16 protein-coding genes and 1 other annotated feature are annotated in these 18,312 nt (G+C 46.4%); of the genes, 3 read left to right on the top strand and 13 right to left on the bottom strand.

Going from position 1 to position 18,312, the window contains the following annotated elements:
• Positions 1 to 16 precede the first annotated feature (16 nt).
• Positions 17 to 1,027: an LLM class flavin-dependent oxidoreductase gene (locus tag BFW96_RS03875; protein ID WP_069838707.1), complete on the bottom strand. Its 1,011-nt coding sequence runs from the start codon at positions 1,025 to 1,027 to the stop codon at positions 17 to 19.
• A gap of 156 nt (positions 1,028 to 1,183) precedes the next feature.
• On the bottom strand, positions 1,184 to 2,062 hold the full coding sequence (locus BFW96_RS03870) for a LysR family transcriptional regulator (protein WP_069838706.1): 879 nt from the start codon (positions 2,060 to 2,062) through the stop codon (positions 1,184 to 1,186).
• Positions 2,063 to 2,161: 99 nt separating this feature from the next.
• Here BFW96_RS03870 and BFW96_RS03865 point away from each other — a divergent pair, with 99 nt between their 5' ends.
• A complete protein-coding gene (locus BFW96_RS03865) occupies positions 2,162 to 3,079 on the top strand; it encodes a DMT family transporter (RefSeq protein WP_069838705.1) in 918 nt (305 codons plus the stop codon).
• Positions 3,080 to 3,119: 40 nt separating this feature from the next.
• Here the strand turns inward: BFW96_RS03865 and BFW96_RS03860 are convergent, their stop codons facing one another.
• The 9 genes from BFW96_RS03860 to BFW96_RS03820 form a co-directional block, all read right to left on the bottom strand.
• Entirely contained in the window at positions 3,120 to 4,463 is a 1,344-nt protein-coding gene (locus BFW96_RS03860; RefSeq protein ID WP_069838704.1) for an amino acid permease, read from the bottom strand.
• A 68-nt stretch (positions 4,464 to 4,531) separates the two neighbouring features.
• Positions 4,532 to 4,767, bottom strand: a binding site (T-box leader).
• Between the two features lie 97 nt (positions 4,768 to 4,864).
• Complete coding sequence (locus BFW96_RS03855; protein ID WP_069838703.1) at positions 4,865 to 5,899, bottom strand: glycosyl hydrolase family 18 protein; 1,035 nt, start codon at positions 5,897 to 5,899, stop codon at positions 4,865 to 4,867.
• Between the two features lie 109 nt (positions 5,900 to 6,008).
• Positions 6,009 to 6,731 carry a lactate utilization protein LutC gene (lutC, locus tag BFW96_RS03850; RefSeq protein ID WP_069838702.1) on the bottom strand — a complete coding sequence of 241 codons (723 nt, stop codon included), beginning with the start codon at positions 6,729 to 6,731 and terminating at the stop codon, positions 6,009 to 6,011.
• Positions 6,731 to 8,170, bottom strand: coding sequence for a lactate utilization iron-sulfur protein LutB (gene lutB / locus BFW96_RS03845; protein ID WP_014665427.1), 1,440 nt, complete (start codon positions 8,168 to 8,170; stop codon positions 6,731 to 6,733). The genes lutC and lutB overlap by 1 nt, the downstream gene beginning before the upstream one ends.
• A gap of 26 nt (positions 8,171 to 8,196) precedes the next feature.
• Positions 8,197 to 8,913, bottom strand: coding sequence for a lactate utilization iron-sulfur protein LutA (gene lutA, locus BFW96_RS03840; protein WP_014665428.1), 717 nt, complete (start codon positions 8,911 to 8,913; stop codon positions 8,197 to 8,199).
• A gap of 189 nt (positions 8,914 to 9,102) precedes the next feature.
• A complete protein-coding gene (gene yvfU / locus BFW96_RS03835) occupies positions 9,103 to 9,705 on the bottom strand; it encodes a two-component system response regulator YvfU (RefSeq protein WP_040081775.1) in 603 nt (200 codons plus the stop codon).
• A 16-nt stretch (positions 9,706 to 9,721) separates the two neighbouring features.
• On the bottom strand, positions 9,722 to 10,837 hold the full coding sequence (gene yvfT / locus BFW96_RS03830) for a two-component system sensor histidine kinase YvfT (protein ID WP_069838701.1): 1,116 nt from the start codon (positions 10,835 to 10,837) through the stop codon (positions 9,722 to 9,724).
• Between the two features lie 3 nt (positions 10,838 to 10,840).
• Positions 10,841 to 11,578, bottom strand: coding sequence for an ABC transporter permease (locus tag BFW96_RS03825; protein WP_069838700.1), 738 nt, complete (start codon positions 11,576 to 11,578; stop codon positions 10,841 to 10,843).
• Positions 11,579 to 12,484 carry an ABC transporter ATP-binding protein gene (locus tag BFW96_RS03820; protein ID WP_083252789.1) on the bottom strand — a complete coding sequence of 302 codons (906 nt, stop codon included), beginning with the start codon at positions 12,482 to 12,484 and terminating at the stop codon, positions 11,579 to 11,581.
• Between the two features lie 284 nt (positions 12,485 to 12,768).
• Here BFW96_RS03820 and rsbQ point away from each other — a divergent pair, with 284 nt between their 5' ends.
• Both rsbQ and rsbP read left to right on the top strand, forming a co-directional pair.
• Positions 12,769 to 13,578, top strand: a complete 810-nt coding sequence (gene rsbQ / locus BFW96_RS03815; RefSeq protein ID WP_069838698.1) for a sigma factor SigB/phosphatase RsbP regulator RsbQ — start codon at positions 12,769 to 12,771, stop codon at positions 13,576 to 13,578.
• Positions 13,579 to 13,612: 34 nt separating this feature from the next.
• A complete protein-coding gene (gene rsbP, locus BFW96_RS03810) occupies positions 13,613 to 14,824 on the top strand; it encodes a phosphoserine phosphatase RsbP (protein ID WP_069838697.1) in 1,212 nt (403 codons plus the stop codon).
• A gap of 53 nt (positions 14,825 to 14,877) precedes the next feature.
• Here rsbP and ganB read toward each other — a convergent pair whose 3' ends face one another.
• Positions 14,878 to 16,167 (bottom strand): arabinogalactan endo-beta-1,4-galactanase, encoded by a 1,290-nt coding sequence (gene ganB / locus BFW96_RS03805; RefSeq protein ID WP_069838696.1) that lies wholly within the window; start codon positions 16,165 to 16,167, stop codon positions 14,878 to 14,880.
• 79 nt (positions 16,168 to 16,246) lie between these two features.
• A complete protein-coding gene (gene ganA, locus BFW96_RS03800; protein ID WP_083252788.1) occupies positions 16,247 to 18,310 on the bottom strand; it encodes a beta-galactosidase GanA in 2,064 nt (687 codons plus the stop codon).
• Between the last annotated feature and the right edge of the window lie 2 nt (positions 18,311 to 18,312).

The raw sequence follows: 18,312 nt of genomic DNA, 5'->3' as shown, positions 1-18,312 counted from the left end.
GCTTTTTTTATAGCTGTTATCTGTTTTTCCAAACATCAGCGATGATTTCAAACGAACGCATTCTGTCTGCGTGTTCATAGGTTTCTGAGTTAACCATAATTTCGTCAGCCTGTGTCGTTTTGACGAAGTCTTCAAGCTTCGCCTTCACTTCTTCCGGTCCTCCGACAATCGTGGAGCTTAGCTGCTCATTGACCATCGCTTTTTCATACGGGCTCCAGATTTGGTCCATATCCTCAACAGGCGGTTTCAGCTGGTTCGGCGTACCGCGGACAAGATCAAGAAATCTTTGATAATGTGAAGTCGCAAGGTGCTGCGCTTTCTCGTTTGTATCTGCCGCGATAATGGTGACACCGACCATTGCATACGGTTCGTCGAGCACGTCTGACGGCGTGAAGGAATTGCGGTACAGCTCCAAGGCAGGAACCGTATTCGCCGGCGAGAAATGAGCGGCGAAGGCAAACGGAAGACCTAGTTCACCTGCAAGGCGGGCGCTGAAGCCGCTTGAGCCCAGCAGCCAAATCGGCACATCTATGCCCTCTCCGGGAATGGCGCGGACTTGATTGCGTACATTTCCTGACGGTTTAAAGTAATTGCGAAGTTCCTCTAGTTGTTCTGGGAAATCCTCTCCGCTGTTGATGTTTCTGCGGAGCGCTCTTGCTGTCAATTGGTCCGTTCCCGGCGCACGTCCGAGCCCCAGATCAATCCGCCCGGGATACAATGTTTCGAGTGTGCCGAATTGTTCAGCAATGATTAATGAAGAGTGGTTCGGGAGCATAATGCCGCCGGAACCGACGCGGATTTTCTTAGTGCCTCCGGCAATATGGCCAATCAAAACTGCGGTGGCAGAGCTTGCCACACCTTCTATATTATGATGCTCAGCAAGCCAGTAACGGTGATAGCCCCATTCCTCCGCACGGCGCGCCAAGTCCATGCTGTTTCGGAATGATTCCGCGATCGTTCCTCCCTGAACAACCGGAGATAAATTCAAGACAGAAAGCAAGGTATCTTTGCGTTGGTTGTTAGACATATTGTTCTCCTTTGCAAATGTGTTATCAGGAAACAGCCCAAAGCTGTCAGGTCATGATCGAATGTACTTCTATCACACCATAACACAACTGCATTCAGGAATAAAAGAATTTGATTCGATGAAATTCGAACAATATAAAACGAACGGTTTGGTACGTTATTCTGCTCTAAACAGCTCCTTAGCCATCTCAATAAAGAGCTTAGCTGCCAGAGAAGCCTCCTTCAGCGACGGAACAGCAAGCTGCACATCACGGTATACCTGCGGGTCCAACTCTCTGGTCACCACATGCTCCGGCAGCGGCATGTGCGACATGGACATTTCTGATAAAATCGCGAGACCCAGTCCTTCTTTGACCATACTGATCGAGGTGTTCATGTTATAGACTGTGAAAGCGGCGTTCAGCGTAGCGCCCGCTTGCCTGAACATATCGTGAAAAGGTGATTCATAGCCGCCGTCGCAGACGATCATCGGTTCATCATCGAGATCTTTCAGCGTAATGGCTGAACGGCTGCAAAGCGGGTGATCATCCCTGAGCACGACAGCTATTTTGTCTTTTTTCAAATGAATATACTCCATCTCCTCTGTTGGATACAGAAGAATGCCGACATCTATCATCCGCGTGTGAAGCCACTCCTTGACTTCATTTACAGTTCCCTCGTGCAGCACAAGCTCCAGTTTCGGATATTTTTGTTTAAATTCACTGATCAGCTTTGGCATAAAATAAGCCGAGGCAGTTGAGAATGTGCCAATATGGATTGTACCCAGTTCAAGCCCTTTTTCCGCGGCTGCGACCTGCTCAACTTTTTCAATGCCTTTTAAGACTTCCCTGATGTGTACTAAGATCTGTTTTCCCGTATCAGTCAGCATCAGGCCATTGCGGCGGTCACGAATAATCAGCTTTACATCAAGCTCAGCTTCGATTGCAGAAATCGCATGGCTGACAGCCGGCTGTGTCATGTTCAGCGCCTGACCCGCTTTTGTAAAGCTTCCCGTTTCAGCTATTTTGACGAAAACCTTTAATTGTGTAATAGTCATAACAATTTACTTATGCTCCTCATAAAAAAGATTCATTTTATTTATCTTATGTTCTACCGTATCATATGATGGAAAAGTTCTACAAGGAGTGAATGAACTATGAAGCAGCTCTCAAAAACGCGGACAGCTCTCCTGCTCGCATTTCTCGTCATCATGTGGGGCGTCAATTGGCCGCTGTCCAAAGCCGCGCTCGCCTATTCGCCGCCCTTATTATTCGCGGGCATCCGAACGCTGATCGGCGGGCTTTTATTAGTCATTGTCGCACTGCCGCGTTTTCATAAATTACGTTTAAAAGAAACGTGGCCGATTTATCTTGTTTCTGCACTTTTAAACATTACGTTATTCTACGGCCTGCAAACGATCGGGCTGAATTATCTTCCGGCCGGCCTGTTTTCTGCAATCGTCTTCTTTCAGCCTGTTCTGATGGGCGTATTTTCTTGGCTGTGGCTCGGCGAATCCATGTTTGTATTGAAAGTGATCGGGCTCATCCTCGGTTTTGCGGGAGTAGCCGTCATTAGTGCCGCGGGCTTTGGCGGGCATATTTCTGTCATTGGGGTTCTGCTGGCACTCGGTTCCGCAATCAGCTGGGCGCTCGGGACGGTATATATGAAAAAAACAGGCAGCCGCGTCGATTCCATTTGGATGGTCGCCTTGCAGCTGACGATCGGCAGCGTGTTTCTGCTTATATCCGGTCTTTGGACAGAAAGCTTTTCCGCGATCCAATGGACAGCTCCGTTTATCACGAGCCTGCTGTTCATCTCTGTATTCGTTATCGCACTCGGTTGGCTTATCTTTTTTACGCTTGTCGGTTCAGGAGAAGCAAGCAAGGTCGCATCTTATACGTTTTTGATTCCGCTCATATCGATCGTGGCCAGCTCCATTTTCCTGCATGAACCGCTCACCCTTAGCCTCTTGGCAGGGCTGCTGCTGATTATCACAAGCATCTGTCTCGTGAATACAAAATCAAAAGCGCAGAAAGCAGCGGCGATTGGCATAAATGAGAAAGCTGCACAATAATAAAAACCCTCTTGCCGGATGCGGCGAGAGGGTTTCTTATTTACTGATGCTTGCGTCCTTTGACCAAATATGCAACGGTAATCAAAAGGTAGATCGCCGCAGTAATGCCGGTAATGACCACTGACGTTGTCATGATGACACCGATCAGAATGGCGAGTAATGCCACAATCGCAAACCATGTCGTGTACGGGAACCATTTTACATAATAAGCCGGTTTTTCCGTTTGCTGTTTTCTCGATTTCAAATGAGCGAATCCGATGATCAGCCAAATGAATAAAACGGTATATCCCAATGATCCCATTAAATAATTAAATGTTTGGCTTCCTGCGAACAGAGAAATCAACACGCCAATATAGAGAGAAGAAGTGCACATCAGAATTGCAAACATCGGTACGTTTTTTGATGAAAGCTTCGAGAAGACCTTCGGAAGCCTTCCGTCACTTGCCTGTGTATACAAAATGCGTGATGATCCGTATAAACCTGAATTCATAGAAGAAATGATCGCCAGCAGGATAACTGCGTTCATGATATGATCAGCGCCCGGAATGCCTACCATTTTAAAGACCATCACGAAAGGACTTTCCGGAACGGAATTGACTTGGTTCCACGGAATCAGGCTGACGATGATGAAAAACGGCAGTAGGTAAAACGCGACAATCCGTGTCAGTGTGCTACGGACAGCTTTCGGGACAACCTTTTCTGGATTTTTTGTTTCAGCAAGTGTCACTCCGATAATTTCTGTACCGCCGTAAGAGTAGATGACAACAAGCATCGCCGTAATCAGCCCTGTGCCGCCGTGCGGGAAAAATCCGCCGTGCTCTGTCAGGTTTGAAAATCCAGCAGCTGTATGATCACCGAATGATACGAATAAAAGCAATAACCCTAAAATAATAAAGATGATAATAACGGTAATCTTGATCATGGCCAGCCAATATTCAGTTTCGGCGAAGATTTTAACAGAAAGCAAGTTTACGATCGTGACGATAAGAGAAATCCCCAATGCCAGCACCCAGATCGGGCAGCCCGGGAGCCAGTATTGAATGAATATCGCAGCTACAACAGCTTCAGCCGCAATGTTGAGCACCCACATTTTCCAGTATATCCAGTCCAAGAAATAAGCGGCGTAATTCCCCAATACCTGCTGGACAAGATCACGGAAGGTTCTGGCGTTGCGGTTTCGAACAGCCATTTCCGCGAGCCCCTGCATAATAAACAGCAAAATAATTCCGCCGAGCAGGTATGCGATAATGACAGATGGCCCTGCCACATCGATCGCTGAGCTGCTCCCTTTAAATAAACCCGCGCCGATTGCTCCGCCCAGCGCCATCATCATAATATGGCGGGACGTCATCGTGCGTTTTAACGTTTGATTGTCGTTTTTCATCCTCTGCTACCTCTCCTTCTCGTTTTCAAAAACAAAAAAGCCCGCCGCCCCTTATCTAATCTAATAGATAAAGAGACGACGAGCCTTCGGCTGACCGCGGTACCACTCTTGTTGATTCTTCATGAAGAATCCTGCTTTTGACCTGTAACGAAGGTTAGCCGTTAAAACATAGGGAATAGTCAATCTATCCCGTTCCGTCTTACCACTCCCGGGCGAGTTCAAAGAAGAATCAGGCTGCGTCGCACCACCCCGCAGCTCTCTGTTCTGATTACTTTCTTTTACTGCTCCCAATCTATGCGTTTTAGTTTTCTGAAAAACTCAAATTTTATGATCTGAATATATTAACATAATATACGTGCTTCTCTTTTCCCTGTCAATAACTTCAGAGAAAAAAGAAACTGTTATTTTGTCCCTTTTTGAATGGCTTTCCAAAAGGATTCTGACTCGTTTCCTAATGCGTAGACTGAAACACCTGCTATTTTAAATTGCTTTGCCAAATGGCTTTTCGTTTGAACGGTTTTTTCGTTTTCATACCACACGACATGTTTATGCTTCTTTTTATCAACATAAGAAAACGTCATCGAACCTGTTTTTTTGTTGAATGCCGGCTTTGCTTTTTGCTTTTGGATGAGGGATTTGAGTTCATTCCATTCCCTCACAGAGCTTCCGCTTCCGTCTTTTACATCCCAATCATAGCCGTACGCGGGGATGCCCATGATGACTTTATTGGCTTTGATCTTTTTGACTGAAAACTGCAGAGAGCTTTTGATCCAGTTTGTGCTTGCCACTGATCCTGGCTCACCCCAAATGCCGTGTTCGTCGTAGGTCATGACTTGTACGAAGTCGGCATATTTGCCGATTTTCGCATAATCATACGGCCAGCTCCAGTCATCATTTTTGTCATCAGCGCTTTTGGCAGGAACGGATACCATTGTTTGAATATGTTTCTTTTTCAAAGCCTGTGAGACATCTTGAATAAAACGTGAGTATTTAGATCGGTCTTCTGGATTCACTGCTTCAAAATCGATATTGATACCGTAGTATGAGTGCTTTTTCGCCAAAGATATGAGCTGATCAGTGAACCGTTTTTTCGCTGTTTTATTACTCATGACCCGACTTGCCAAATCTCCGTCAAAGTCATAAATGGCATCATTATAGTTTGAAATGACAGCCCATGTCTTGATTTTTTTCTTTTTCGCATATGTCAGCTGCTTGCTTGGGGCATCGCCAATGATTTGTCCGTTTTTTTCAAACGCAAATGTATCGGTTGCGATGGCATTCATGTATGTATGATATTTCGCAAGAGAATTGTATGAAGCCGTATCCCCAGTCGTGTAGCCTAATGTCATGCCGGCTGCCTTCGCTTCTCCTTTTGTATACATAAACAGAACAATCGCAATCGCCAGTGAAACCGCTATAATCAGCCATTTTTTCATCACATTTCCTCCTGTATCAAGTCATACTCTTCTCATCGGCCAAAAAATTGGAAGTTGAAGTTTTTTTTCAAGCAAAAAGCCCGGCATATGCTTGCCGGGCTTTCTGAGTTTAGCGGTCAGAGACGAGAATATATGCTGCCTTTACTGGCCCGTGCACTCCCACAACTAAATCCATTTCAATGTCGGCTGAGTTGCTCGGTCCGGTAATGTAGTTGATACATGAAGGAACAGTGACACCGTCTGCAATGTTTTGGCGGATGATATCACTGGCTTGTGTCATTCTTGGCACAATGCTTGATTTCGGCACGATCGCAATATAAGTCGTCGGCAGAAGACTGACAGATCGGCCGATGTCTTTTGAGGAGAAGAGGACAACCGTCCCCGACTCAGCCAATGTAATTTCGCTGAATGTAATCCCTACATTGGCTTGCTCCGCTTTTTTGATATTTTCCTCGCCTTTGTCAGCATCCCACTCCCAGACTGGCGTTCCCTCACTCGGCCAGTCCTTGGTGAGCAGGCTTTTCAGACCGTATTTTTCAAAGCGGGTGTCCTTCGGAATGATGACAGGGCCTCCGGAGAAGCGGCTGACTTGCTCGCGCAGGGCATCGTAAAGGCCGGTTGAATCCGTTTCAATCAGCTCTGTATGGATTTTGACACAATGGTTTTTGAGCACTGTGACTAAGTCATCCGCTGAATATCCTTCAAGTGTTTTATATTGCGGCTGATGCGCCCACTCAGGAACTGCCACGCCTCCTGTTCTTCTTTCACGGCCAAGGCTGGATGCGATTCGGTTTAAAAAGCTCTCTTGATTCTGAATGGTTCCCTTCGTCATCACTGCTCCTCCTTCGTGCGTTCACTTGTTTCTCTGTCTGCAAACCAGTCTCTGAATCTCGATTTATGCGGTGCCGGGAAGTCGCGGATCTGTGTCCAGCTTTTGAGCGGGCCGGGACCCTTCGAAATTTTTTCGTCCTCTGTAAAAGGTGTCATGGCGGCCGGCGCCCATTTTGAGCCCATTTTGTATAGTGACAAGGAGGATGCGCCAAGTCCGAACGCTTTCATCGCAAGCTTTTCACTGATCGGCGCTCTGCCTTCTTTTTCGACGATGTTTTGGCGATGCTTGAGAAGAAGCTCGTGCAGCGGAATTTTGACCGGGCAGGCTTCTGTACAAGCAGCGCACAGTGAAGAAGCGTACGGCAGCTCCTTATAATCGTCATAACCGCCGAGCAATGGCGATAAAACCGCTCCGATCGGCCCCGAGTAGATTGAGCCGTATGAATGTCCGCCGACATGGCGGTACACAGGGCAGACATTGATACAGGCGGCACAGCGGATACATTGCAGCACAGACTGGAATTCTGTTCCTAGGATGTTGGATCGTCCATTGTCAACGATGACAAGATGGAATTCTTCCGGACCATCCACTTCACCTTCCAGCTTCGGACCCGTTAATGCTGTAATATAACTTGTCAGCCGCTGTCCGACAGCACTTCTTGTCAGCATGCTGACAAGCACTTCAAATTCAGAAAATGACGGGACAATCCGTTCCATTCCCATGACGGTAATTTGTGTTTTCGGCAAGGTGCTCACAAGCCGTCCATTTCCTTCATTGGTCACAAGGCTGACAGAACCCGTGTCCGCAATGGCGAAGTTACAGCCGGTAATGCCGATATCCGCTTCCAGAAACTTTTTCCGGAGAATGGCACGCGCATGCATGACAAGCTCTTCCGGTTTTTCTGTATGTTGATAGTCCAGCCTTTCTTTAAACACATCGCGTATCTGCTCTTTATTTTTATGAAGGGCGGGCGCGACGATATGTGACGGCGGATCGTGATCATCAATCTGCAAAATATACTCGCCGAGGTCGGTTTCGACGACTTCACAGCCTTCCTTCTCCAGCACCTCATTCAGATTGATTTCCTCTGTAACCATTGATTTTGATTTTACGATTTTCTTCCCGTTCTTCTTTTGAATGACGTCGCGAATATAAGAAGACGCCTCTTCCGCTGTTTCCGCGAAATAGACATGTCCGCCTCTTTTCGCCACATTTTCGGCAAGCTGTCCGAGATAGAAATCAAGGTTTTCAAGGACATGCTGCCTGATTTCCTCTGATAAAGAACGCCACTCCTCCCAGTTTCCCAGCTCTTCGGCTGCCTCTAGGCGCCGCGTCCGCAGACGCTCCTGTGCACCTGAAACAGCGCCTCTCATAAATTCATTATCAATCCCCTGTGATACCCGCTCTTTAAAAGCGTCAGTACCGATTTTCATCGCCATGATCCTTTCCCCCTCTGAATCCAGTTTTATCTGCTGTTGAGCACTTCGGCGATGTGCATCACTTTGACATTCTTATCTTTTCGGTCAAGCCGTCCCCCGATATTCATCAAACAGCCGCAGTCAGCGCCGATCAGCACCTCTGCTCCCGTTTCCTCCACACATTCGACTTTTTCATCGACCATCTGCTCTGAAATCTGCGCCATTTTGACGGAGAACGTTCCACCGAATCCGCAGCAGTTATGTTTGCCCGGAAGCTCTGTAAACTGCAGTCCCTTTACATGGCTCAACAGCTTCATCGGCTCCTCCCGAACCCCGAGCAGCCTTGTCATATGGCACGACGTATGTAAAGTCGCTTTTGTATGAAGGGTCGCGCCGACATCCTCTACCCCAAGGACGTTCACGATAAAATCTGTCAATTCATACGTTTTATCCGCCAGCTTTTGCGCTTTATCGGCCCATTTCGGATCATCTGCAAACAAGTGCGGGTATTCCCGAAACATCGTTGTGCAGGAACCGGAAGGACTGACAACATATTCGGAATCCTGAAACGTTTCGATCATCCGTTTCATTGCTTTTTTGGCGTCATGTACATAGCCGCTGTTGTAAGCAGGCTGCCCGCAGCAAATCTGCCCCTCCGGAAAATCAACCTCGCACCCAAGCCGCTCCAGCAGCTCAACCGTTGCTTTTCCGACATTTGTTTGAAACATATCAACAAGACAAGTGACAAAAAGTGAGACTTTCATGATGAACCCCTCTCTCATCCCCAATATATGATCAGGTCATCTGATGACCTGAGTTAAAATAACTATATGAATATCGTACACTATTCTGATAATGGAAGGGAAGGGTTTTCTGGGGATATTTTCATTAGCAGGCATATCAAAAACACTCCTGATCTCCCAGGAGTGCAGTAAATGGTGAAAAGTATACGGTTAAATCCAGCCCTTTTCCTCAGCAATGCTGGCGGCTTCTGTCCGATTTTTCGCATGAAGCTTTTGGATGATTTCTGAGATATAGTTTCGGACTGTGCCTTGAGATAAATAGAGCTCCAGCGTAATGTCTTTTGTTGTCTTGCCTAAAGCCGCAAGCCTCAGAATTTCTTGTTCTCTAACGGTTAGGGGATTTTCGTCTCGCATCATATTAAACGTCAGCTCGGGGCTGAAGACACGTTTTCCCTCTACACATTTTCGAATGGCATCGGCCAGATCGTCAATTTCTCCGTCTTTCAGCAGATAGCCATGTGCACCGGCTTTTACCGCACGTTCAAAATATCCGGGGCGGGCAAAAGTAGTTAAAATAATGACCTTGCTGACGCAGCCTTTTTTCATTAATTCCTCTGCCACATCCAGTCCGCTTCGAACCGGCATTTCAATGTCCATGATGCATACATCCGGCTCCAACTTCAAAATAGCATGTAGCGCCTCTTCCCCGTTTAATGCTTGTCCGATGACTGTCATATCCTCTTCTAAATCAAGCAAAGATCCCAAAGCGCCTAAAAGCATTCGCTGGTCCTCAGCAATAAACAGACGAATCATTCTTTTCGTCCTCCAATCATTCTGCTTTTTTAATCAGCGGAATCGTCAGAGTCACAAGCGTTCCGTTATGATCTGAAACTGTTAATCCCCCTTCAATGAGCATGAGCCGTTCTTCCATTCCCCGCAGGCCATTCCCAAAGGTTTTCTCCTTCGCTGCTCCCTTTCCGTCATCCCGTATCACGATCCTCATTTTGCCAGCAAACTGAGAAATGGTGATGGCGCAGTGAGTTGCTTTGCTGTGCTTGATGATGTTAGTCACGGCTTCCCGCATACACATACTGATAATATTTTGAGTGACGGGAGATATCGCTGAAAAGTCGTCGGCTCCTTCGTATTGAAAGGTAATGTTCCCCACCCTTAAAATGTGCTGAATGTTTACGAGCTCCTCTGTTATCGTGACCGTCCTCATATCAGAAACCAGCTCTCGGACTTGCTTGAGTGCGGCTCGCGAGCTGGTTTCCATTTCTTTTGCCTCATGCTTGGTCCGTTCTGGATCAGATGCAGCCAACCGCTGAATGAGCTGGCTTTTTAATGTAAGCAGCGACAAGGTATGGCCAAGAGTATCGTGAAGATCACGGGCGATTCGAACACGCTCCTCTCTTTTAGAGAGTTCTTTTATCTGTTCGTTGGCTTGTGCCAGCTTAGCTTCAAGCTCAATTCTCCGAAACATAGAACGAATGCCGAATGGAGAAATGAGCATGATGACGAGAAACGGGAGAACAGAAAAAAGCTCCCGGAGCGTGACTGAATTCACGATAAATTGGTATAGGCATGGAAAAAGCAGGATAAAGATTAAAGCGCAGAACGCACGGTTAAAATTCGTTTTCTCTTTGTAATAACCAACAAAGTTTGCCGGGAAAAAACCTAAGTATATATAGGTGATATTGTAAAACACACTATATATCAAAATAACCACCATTTGCACGATAAGCCAATACGTAAACGAAACTCTGCCCACGCAGCAGAATAACTGGCGATATGCCGCGATAAATAGAAGCAGGATGCCATATCCAATGACCTGTTTGACCCCTGATTCTTTTAATAAAGAGAGGAACGGCATAATGGTGTACACCAGAAAGATATAAGGGAAAAATCCGAATTGCTTCGGGAAAATTGATATTGCCTTTTTCATGTATTACACCGCTTCTTGTTTTCTTCTAATATATTTAGATAGTAGCATGAAGAACATCATATAAGCGATTAATATCAGGATATTTTTCCAATCCGGACTCCCGCCCCGCACTAGTTCCCACGCGCCGCTCCCGAAATGATAAGACGGAAGCCACTGGCCAATGTTCTGCATCATGTCAGGCATGACCTCAAACGGCATCCACATCCCCCCGCCTAAAGCCAGCAGCATATAAAGCACATTACTGATTCCGGCCGCTGTTTCTACTTTTCTCATGAGGCCGATTAGTGTGCCTAATGCTAAAAAAGGCAATGCGCCAAACAAAATCCACAGTCCGCTCATCATCCATTCAAACGGTGACAAGGCAATGTCATTGATCATTGCGCCGAACAGAAAAATGACGGTAATCGATAAAACGTGAATGACACTTTGTCCGATCATCTGAGCTAATAAATAGATATGATCTGGAAGAGGTGTAAGACGGATAAAGGCAGTCCAGCCTTGTGACCGTTCTTGAACCATACGGATGCCCAGTGTCATGATAGAGGAACCCATCACGCTGAAGACTGTCATCGACATTAAGTAATGGGCGTCCCATGCACGTTGGTCGGGAACGTTGGTATTCACTACATTTGTAAAGAGATAATAAAAGACAATTGGCATGATCAGCGACCAAAGCACAAAATACTTGTTCCTAAGCACCCTTTTCACTTCAGCTACGCTTTGTTTCTGCAGCATGTTCACTCACATCGCCTCCCTGTTTCCGTCAGCCAGCCGGCGAAATGCCTCATCGAGCGTCCCGTGTTCAATTCGAATATCCCGTGCTGGGATGTTTTCTTGAAAGATCAACACCAACACTTTGTCTGTATTTGATGTTTGGATGATGATTCTTTGATGCCTGCGGAACACTCGCTCTACTTCCGGGTGCCGAGACAGCTTTTCCAACGATTCATCTGAATGGAGCGCAAAGGAAACAGACTGTTTTTGAATTCTTGAGCGGATTTGCATCGGTGAGTCATCTGCCACAAGCCGTCCATCAGCAAAAAATAAGATTCGCTGTGCGGCATCGTCTGCTTCCTGTAAATAATGCGTTGAAAAAATAATCGTTTTTCCTTGGTCCGACAGTCCGTGAATGGTCTGCCAGAATCGATGTCTTGATGAAGTGTCCATGCCGACTGTCGGTTCATCAAATATAAGCAGCTCCGGATTCCCGGCAAGAGCCAAAGCAAAGCTTAAACGGCGTTTTTGTCCTCCGGATAATTTTTCTGCTTTTGTTTTCAAATCTTCTTTTGTGAGTGCTGTTAACGAAACGAGTTCGTTCAAGGACAATGGATTCGGATAATAGCTTCGAAAGAGTTCGAGAATTTCATTCACCTTCAGGCCCGGCATGACACTTACTTCCTGAAGCATCACGCCTATTTGTTCGCGAACCTGTTGATCATCGGGAACCCGGTTAAATAGTTTGATTTCTCCCTTAGTCGGTTTCAGCAATCCTAATATCATAGAGATGACAGTCGTCTTCCCTGCTCCATTCGGTCCGAGAATGGCTGCGATTTCTCCTTTTTTCATGCTGAAGCTGATGTTGTTTACAGCTGTTTTTTGCTGGAACTGTTTTGTCACGTTGCTTACTGATACTGCCTCATTCATCACATGAGCACCTCCTGATGGCTTACATTGATTGTAAAATGCCTGAGCAGCTGTTGTTAGTATGGGGTGTCATGATGATAGAGTGACAAATGTCATATTCTTTCTCACCGTTAGTGTCTAGGCAATCCATCCTCTGCATCTTCCAATTCAATCACCTTTTCTATGCCGCATGTCCCCTTTCTTTTAAACTGCTATGACTTTCATAGAAAGTACACTCTTCAAACCGTCCGAGTGTTATGATAGACACATTGAACTTTATATTACTTTCCGGCTGAAAGGAGCCAATCATGAACGAAGCGATTTTGTCTAGAAATCATGTGAAGGTGAAAGGCAGCGGCAAAGCATCTATTATGTTCGCACCCGGTTTTGGATGCGATCAAAGCGTGTGGAATGCCGTGACACCGGCCTTTGAAGAAGAGCATCGGGTCATTTTATTTGATTACGTCGGTTCGGGACATTCAGATTTGCGCGCATATGACCTGAATCGCTACCAGACACTTGACGGCTATGCTCAAGATGTTCTTGATGTTTGTGAAGCATTAGATCTAGAGGAAACCGTGTTTGTGGGGCACTCCGTCGGAGCCGTGATTGGGATGCTAGCATCAATCCGCCGCCCGGAGCTTTTTTCCCAACTGGTGATGGTAGGGCCTTCTCCTTGCTATTTGAATGATCCGCCTGAGTATTATGGAGGATTTGAAGAGGAGCAGCTCCTTGGTTTGCTGGAGATGATGGAGAAAAACTATATCGGTTGGGCAACTGTATTTGCGGCAACCGTTCTGAATCAGCCAGATCGGCCTGAAATTAAGGAAGAGCTGGAAAGCCGTTTTTGTTCTACTGACCCTGTCATTGCCCGCCAATTCGCGAAAGCGGCGTTTTTTTCTGATCACCGGGAGGATCTTTCGAAGGTAACGGTTCCCTCTCTTATTCTCCAATGTGCAGATGATATCATCGCACCTGCAACAGTAGGTGATTATATGCATAAGCATCTGCCTTATAGCAGTCTGAAACAAATGGAGGCTCGCGGTCATTGCCCTCATATGAGCCATCCAGATGAGACGATACAGCTGATCGGCGATTATTTAAAAGCACACGTGTGATAGCGGAACGAAAGGGATAGAGGTGACCCTCTTAATGGACAAACAATTGAATGATGCACCATGCGGTTTCCTCACTTTGTCAGAAGAGGGGTCGATCTTAGCTGCCAACCGGACCCTTATCAAGATTCTGGGTTATGGGGCGGAGCAGGTTATTGGCCAGCATATGAATACGATGTTGACCGTTCCCGCACAGCTTTTCTGCCAGCTTTATTTTTTTCCGCTTTTGAAATTGGAGCACCACATCGAAGAAATATACATTTCCTTGAAAGCAAGAGATGGAGAAGAAGTCCCCGTCCTTGTCAATGCTATTGCGAGACACGATAGCGGGGCTTCTGTCTTCGATTGTGTTCTCATTCCAATGCGGAAGCGAAATGAATATGAAAATGAGCTGCTGATAGCCAGAAACGCGGCTCAAGAAGCTTTGCTTGCTAAACAGAAAGCAAATGCAGAGTTAGAAAATGCCTTGGAAACGCTGAAAGCAAAACAAGAAGAACTTCTTGAGATCAATAAACAAAATCAACAATTTAAATTAAACACCAAAAGAGAGCTTGAACTCGCCAGAAAGATCCAGAAAAACTCGTTGACTGAACCGATTGTAAACGATCAGGTGCAAATTGACTCTTATTATAATGCATCGAGTGATTTGTCAGGGGATCTTTACGGATTCTATCAAATCGATGAACACCGTTACGGCATTATTATCCTTGATGTGATGGGGCACGGGATTTCATCGGCATTGATTACGATGTCACTTCATCCTTTGTTTCAGCGCCAGATCACGCAAGGTCTCAGTCCCGTTAACGTCATGAAAGAATTAGACCGGCACCTTCACAGCTTGTTTCAAAATGATGAGGAAGCAAGACATTATTGCACTGCTATTTATCTTGAGATTGATATAGCAAGGCAAAGCATTGATTATGTCAACGCAGGGCATCCGCCGGCACTATGGCAGGACGACAGCGGAACTCAACATCTGCTTCACGCGACCTCGCCTCCGATCGGGATGTTTGAAGACTTAGTGTTTCAGTCAAGCAGCCTTTCATATACGGATGGCGGAAGACTGCTTCTATACACGGATGGCGTGATGGATCCTACGGCTTCATGCTATTTATTTAATTTACTAAAAGAGCATCCTGATTCGCCAATCACTGACCTGAGGGAGAAAATCCTTACATCGCTGCAACATCAAAAGGAAGCTCATCATAAGAGTGATGATGAATGTTTTATATTAGTGGATGTAAAATAAAATGATCCATGAGACATAACAATAATTTGTTACATCTCATGGATTTTTCTTTTTCAGCGTTTCTTTGGAATATGGCCTGATTCCGCATATTGAAACACCTGCAAAGAAGGCAGCGGATGTCCATTAAAATCAAACAAAGCTTGATTATCTACAGCACTTCCCCCATACCACTTCCCGGCGTCCTCAGGATCGTATTCTGCGGCATAGCTTGAGGCCCACCCTGACCCGTATGTTTCCCATAACACTTTGTTTTTCTCTATCTGCGTCTTCGGCCCGACTGGAATCCACGCCGGCTCCCAATAGAAAACGCCAAGTCCTGCTTTACCCGTATTCGCTACTGCCGCCATTACATCTCTTACTGCAGTTGCCTGCCCTTGAACAGAAATGGGATATGGCAGCGTCTGTCCGCTTTTTGGTGCTGTATTTCCATGCCCATCGCCATCCTCAGCGGTATAGGTGTACGACGTCTCCGCCACCATAACTTTTTTGCCGTACGTATCGGCAACAGCCTTCAGCACGGAGGTCAAATTTTGTAATGTGCCATGCCAGAAAGGATAATAGGAGCTCGCGAACACATCATAATCTACTTTGTTTTTGCTGAGTGTTTCTGCAATAAATGAATATCTTCCAGCCGTTTCAGGATTGGTAAAATGCAGGGCGACCAAAATGCCTGGATTTGTCTCCCTGACCGCTCGGCTTCCTTCTTGAAATAATTGGCACATCTCCGTCCAATCGGTTTCGCCCGCAAATCCTCCTGTTGTTTCATTTCCGACCTGAACCATGCCGATGTCAACGCCTTCCTTGATCATCTTTTGCAGACTTTGTTTCGTATACTCATAGAGCTTGGCTTTTTTTGCTTCAAAGCTGAGATTCGCCCAAGCTTTGGGCACCTTTTGTTTCGCGGGATCTGCCCAAAAATCAGAATAATGAAAGTCGGCAAGCACCTTCATTCCGTTCGCTGTCGCTCTTTTTCCGATTTCGATGGCTTTTTGAATATCATTGTTTCCTCCGCCATACCCGTTGCCATTTGAATCATACGGGTTATTCCAAATGCGGACGCGAACATAGTTGACCCCAGCCTGTTTTAAAGTTGTAAAGATGTCCTGTCGTTTTCCGCTTGTATTGTAAAAGGTGACACCGCTGTTTTCCAAAGCAATAACGCTGGACACATCTGCCCCTTTAATAAAGTCCTTGTTCATTCCCTCTACTTTTTTAACAAAAAGATCCTCTGCCCGAAGCTCTGGCACATGCTTCTCCTTCTCAACGGCAGCGGCAGATCCCGGTGAACTGAATGCACTCCACACGATGGCAGCCGCTAAGCACATTTTCACTCCATTCCTCATGATTCCACCCCTCACGATTTAGTAAGCGTTTTCTAAAATGTAGAAAAAAGAATCCGCCCATATCGAGCGGAGCATCAGGCTAATGAGTGTTTACGACGATTCTTACTTCATACTTTTCCATCGTCAGGTCGCCTGACAATATCTCTCCTGTCATCATGTCCTTCACACTCTGATCAAACGTGACCAGCTGTTTTTCTTCCGTAAAATTCATGACAAAAATATAATCATTGTCCTGATCCTGCCTCGCTTGTACGGAGACGCCTTTTCCGTGCCGAACCGGAAAAACAGGTGAAAGAGACAGGTCTGTGATCAGACCCTCATAGAAATCACGGTGAAATTGATCCTCCAAACGCGCGCCGATAAAATACGCCTTGCCCTGCTGATATTGATGGCTTGTGACAGCTGGCGTACGGGCGTAAAAATCCTCTTGATACACCGCTTCTGTTGAAGCAGTCTTTACATCAATCACGGTTGCATAATCCTTCATTTCGTATGTTTTGCCGCGGTAGCTGACAGCATTTCGATCTTTCGGATACAGCGTGTCAGTCTCAAGAGGCTCAATTCCGACAATTGCTTGAAGATCCGGATGCCATCCGCCTGTGTATGTTAAGTCATGCTCATTCACAATTCCGCTGATATACGTCATGACTAAGATGCCGCCGTCAGCTGTAAACGCTTTTAAACGGGAAATGGTGTCCTCGCTGATTAAATAAAGCATCGGGACGATGAGCAGTTTATATGGTGAAAAGTCTTGTTCTTTCGTGATGACATCGACAGGGATATCGTGTTCCCAGAATGTGCGGTAATGCTGCTGAAGCGTTTGCGGATAACGTTTTGTCGCCTTCGCAAACCCCTGAGCATCCTCGAGCGCCCAATGATTTTCCCAGTCATATAAAATAGCGGTTTGTGCCGGCCTCTTCGTTCCGACAACCTCGGACAGCCGTTCCAATGTCTCGCCGACCTTGGCCACTTCTTGAAAGACGCGGTTCTTCGGGCTGTTGTCATGATCCACAACCGCCCCATGCAATTTTTCTGATGACCCGCGTGATTTGCGGTATTGGAAATAGAGAACGCTGTCCGAGCCGTGGGCTATCATTTGCATAGATGACAGCAAATTCATGCCCGGGCGCTTCGCCTTATTGACGTTATGCCAATTGACCGCGCTTGGCGTACACTCCATTAATAAGAAAGGCTGCTGCTTCAAGCTTCGGTACAGGTCATTGATAAAGCCGACCTTCATCGCCAAATCAGCTGTGCTTTCCCAGTCATTGTGCCAGACAGGATAAGCGTCCCAGCTGATGGCATCGACATGTTTCGCAAATTTGCTGTAGTCGAGGCCCTGATATGGAATCAAATCCGGTGTGTCAGCCATAAAGTTCGTTGTGATAGGGACATCAGGCGTCAGTTCTTTCAGCGGAACGATTTCATTTTCATAAAACGAAATCGTTTGATCGGTGACGAACCGGCGCCAGTCTAAGTTCAAGCCGTGCAAGCCGTTTTCACCGATCGGCGAAGGGCTTTCAATCTGTGACCAGTCATTGAATGTATGGCTCCAAAAAGGAGTCCACCACGCACGGTTCAATGTTTTGAGGCTGTTGTCGTATTTTGATTTCAGCCACTCCCTGAAAGCATGCTGGCATAGATCACAGTGGCAATCTCCCCCGTATTCGTTTGAAATATGCCACATTAACAGCGCCGGGTGATTGCCGTATCGTTCTGCTAATAGGCGGTTGATGTGCCGTGTTTTATCTCGGTAGACTTTAGATGTGAGACAGTGGTTGTGCCTTCCGCCGTGCAGCTGTTTGACGCGGGAGGCATTGACGCGCAAAACTTCCGGATAGGCTTGTGATAGCCAGGCCGGACGGGCTCCGCTCGGCGTTGCTAATATGACGCGGCCGCCTATACTGTGAATCCGCTCAAAAATATCATCCAGCCAGTCAAATTGATATACGCCCTCCTCCGGCTCAAGTGCGCTCCATGCAAAAATGCCGACAGAAAACGTATTCGTATGAGAAAGCTTCATCAGTTTGATATCGTCAGCTAAAATATCGGGCCGATCCAGCCACTGATCGGGGTTGTAGTCTCCCCCATGAAGCATAAAATTTGCTTCGGTTACGTGCGTTTTTTCAAGCTTTGACATCACAT

This window comes from Bacillus sp. F56, from assembly GCF_001748205.1.
Classification (GTDB): domain Bacteria; phylum Bacillota; class Bacilli; order Bacillales; family Bacillaceae; genus Bacillus; species Bacillus stercoris.
Note: the sequence above shows the minus strand (reverse complement) of the source record. Positions and strands in the feature narration are given on the sequence as shown.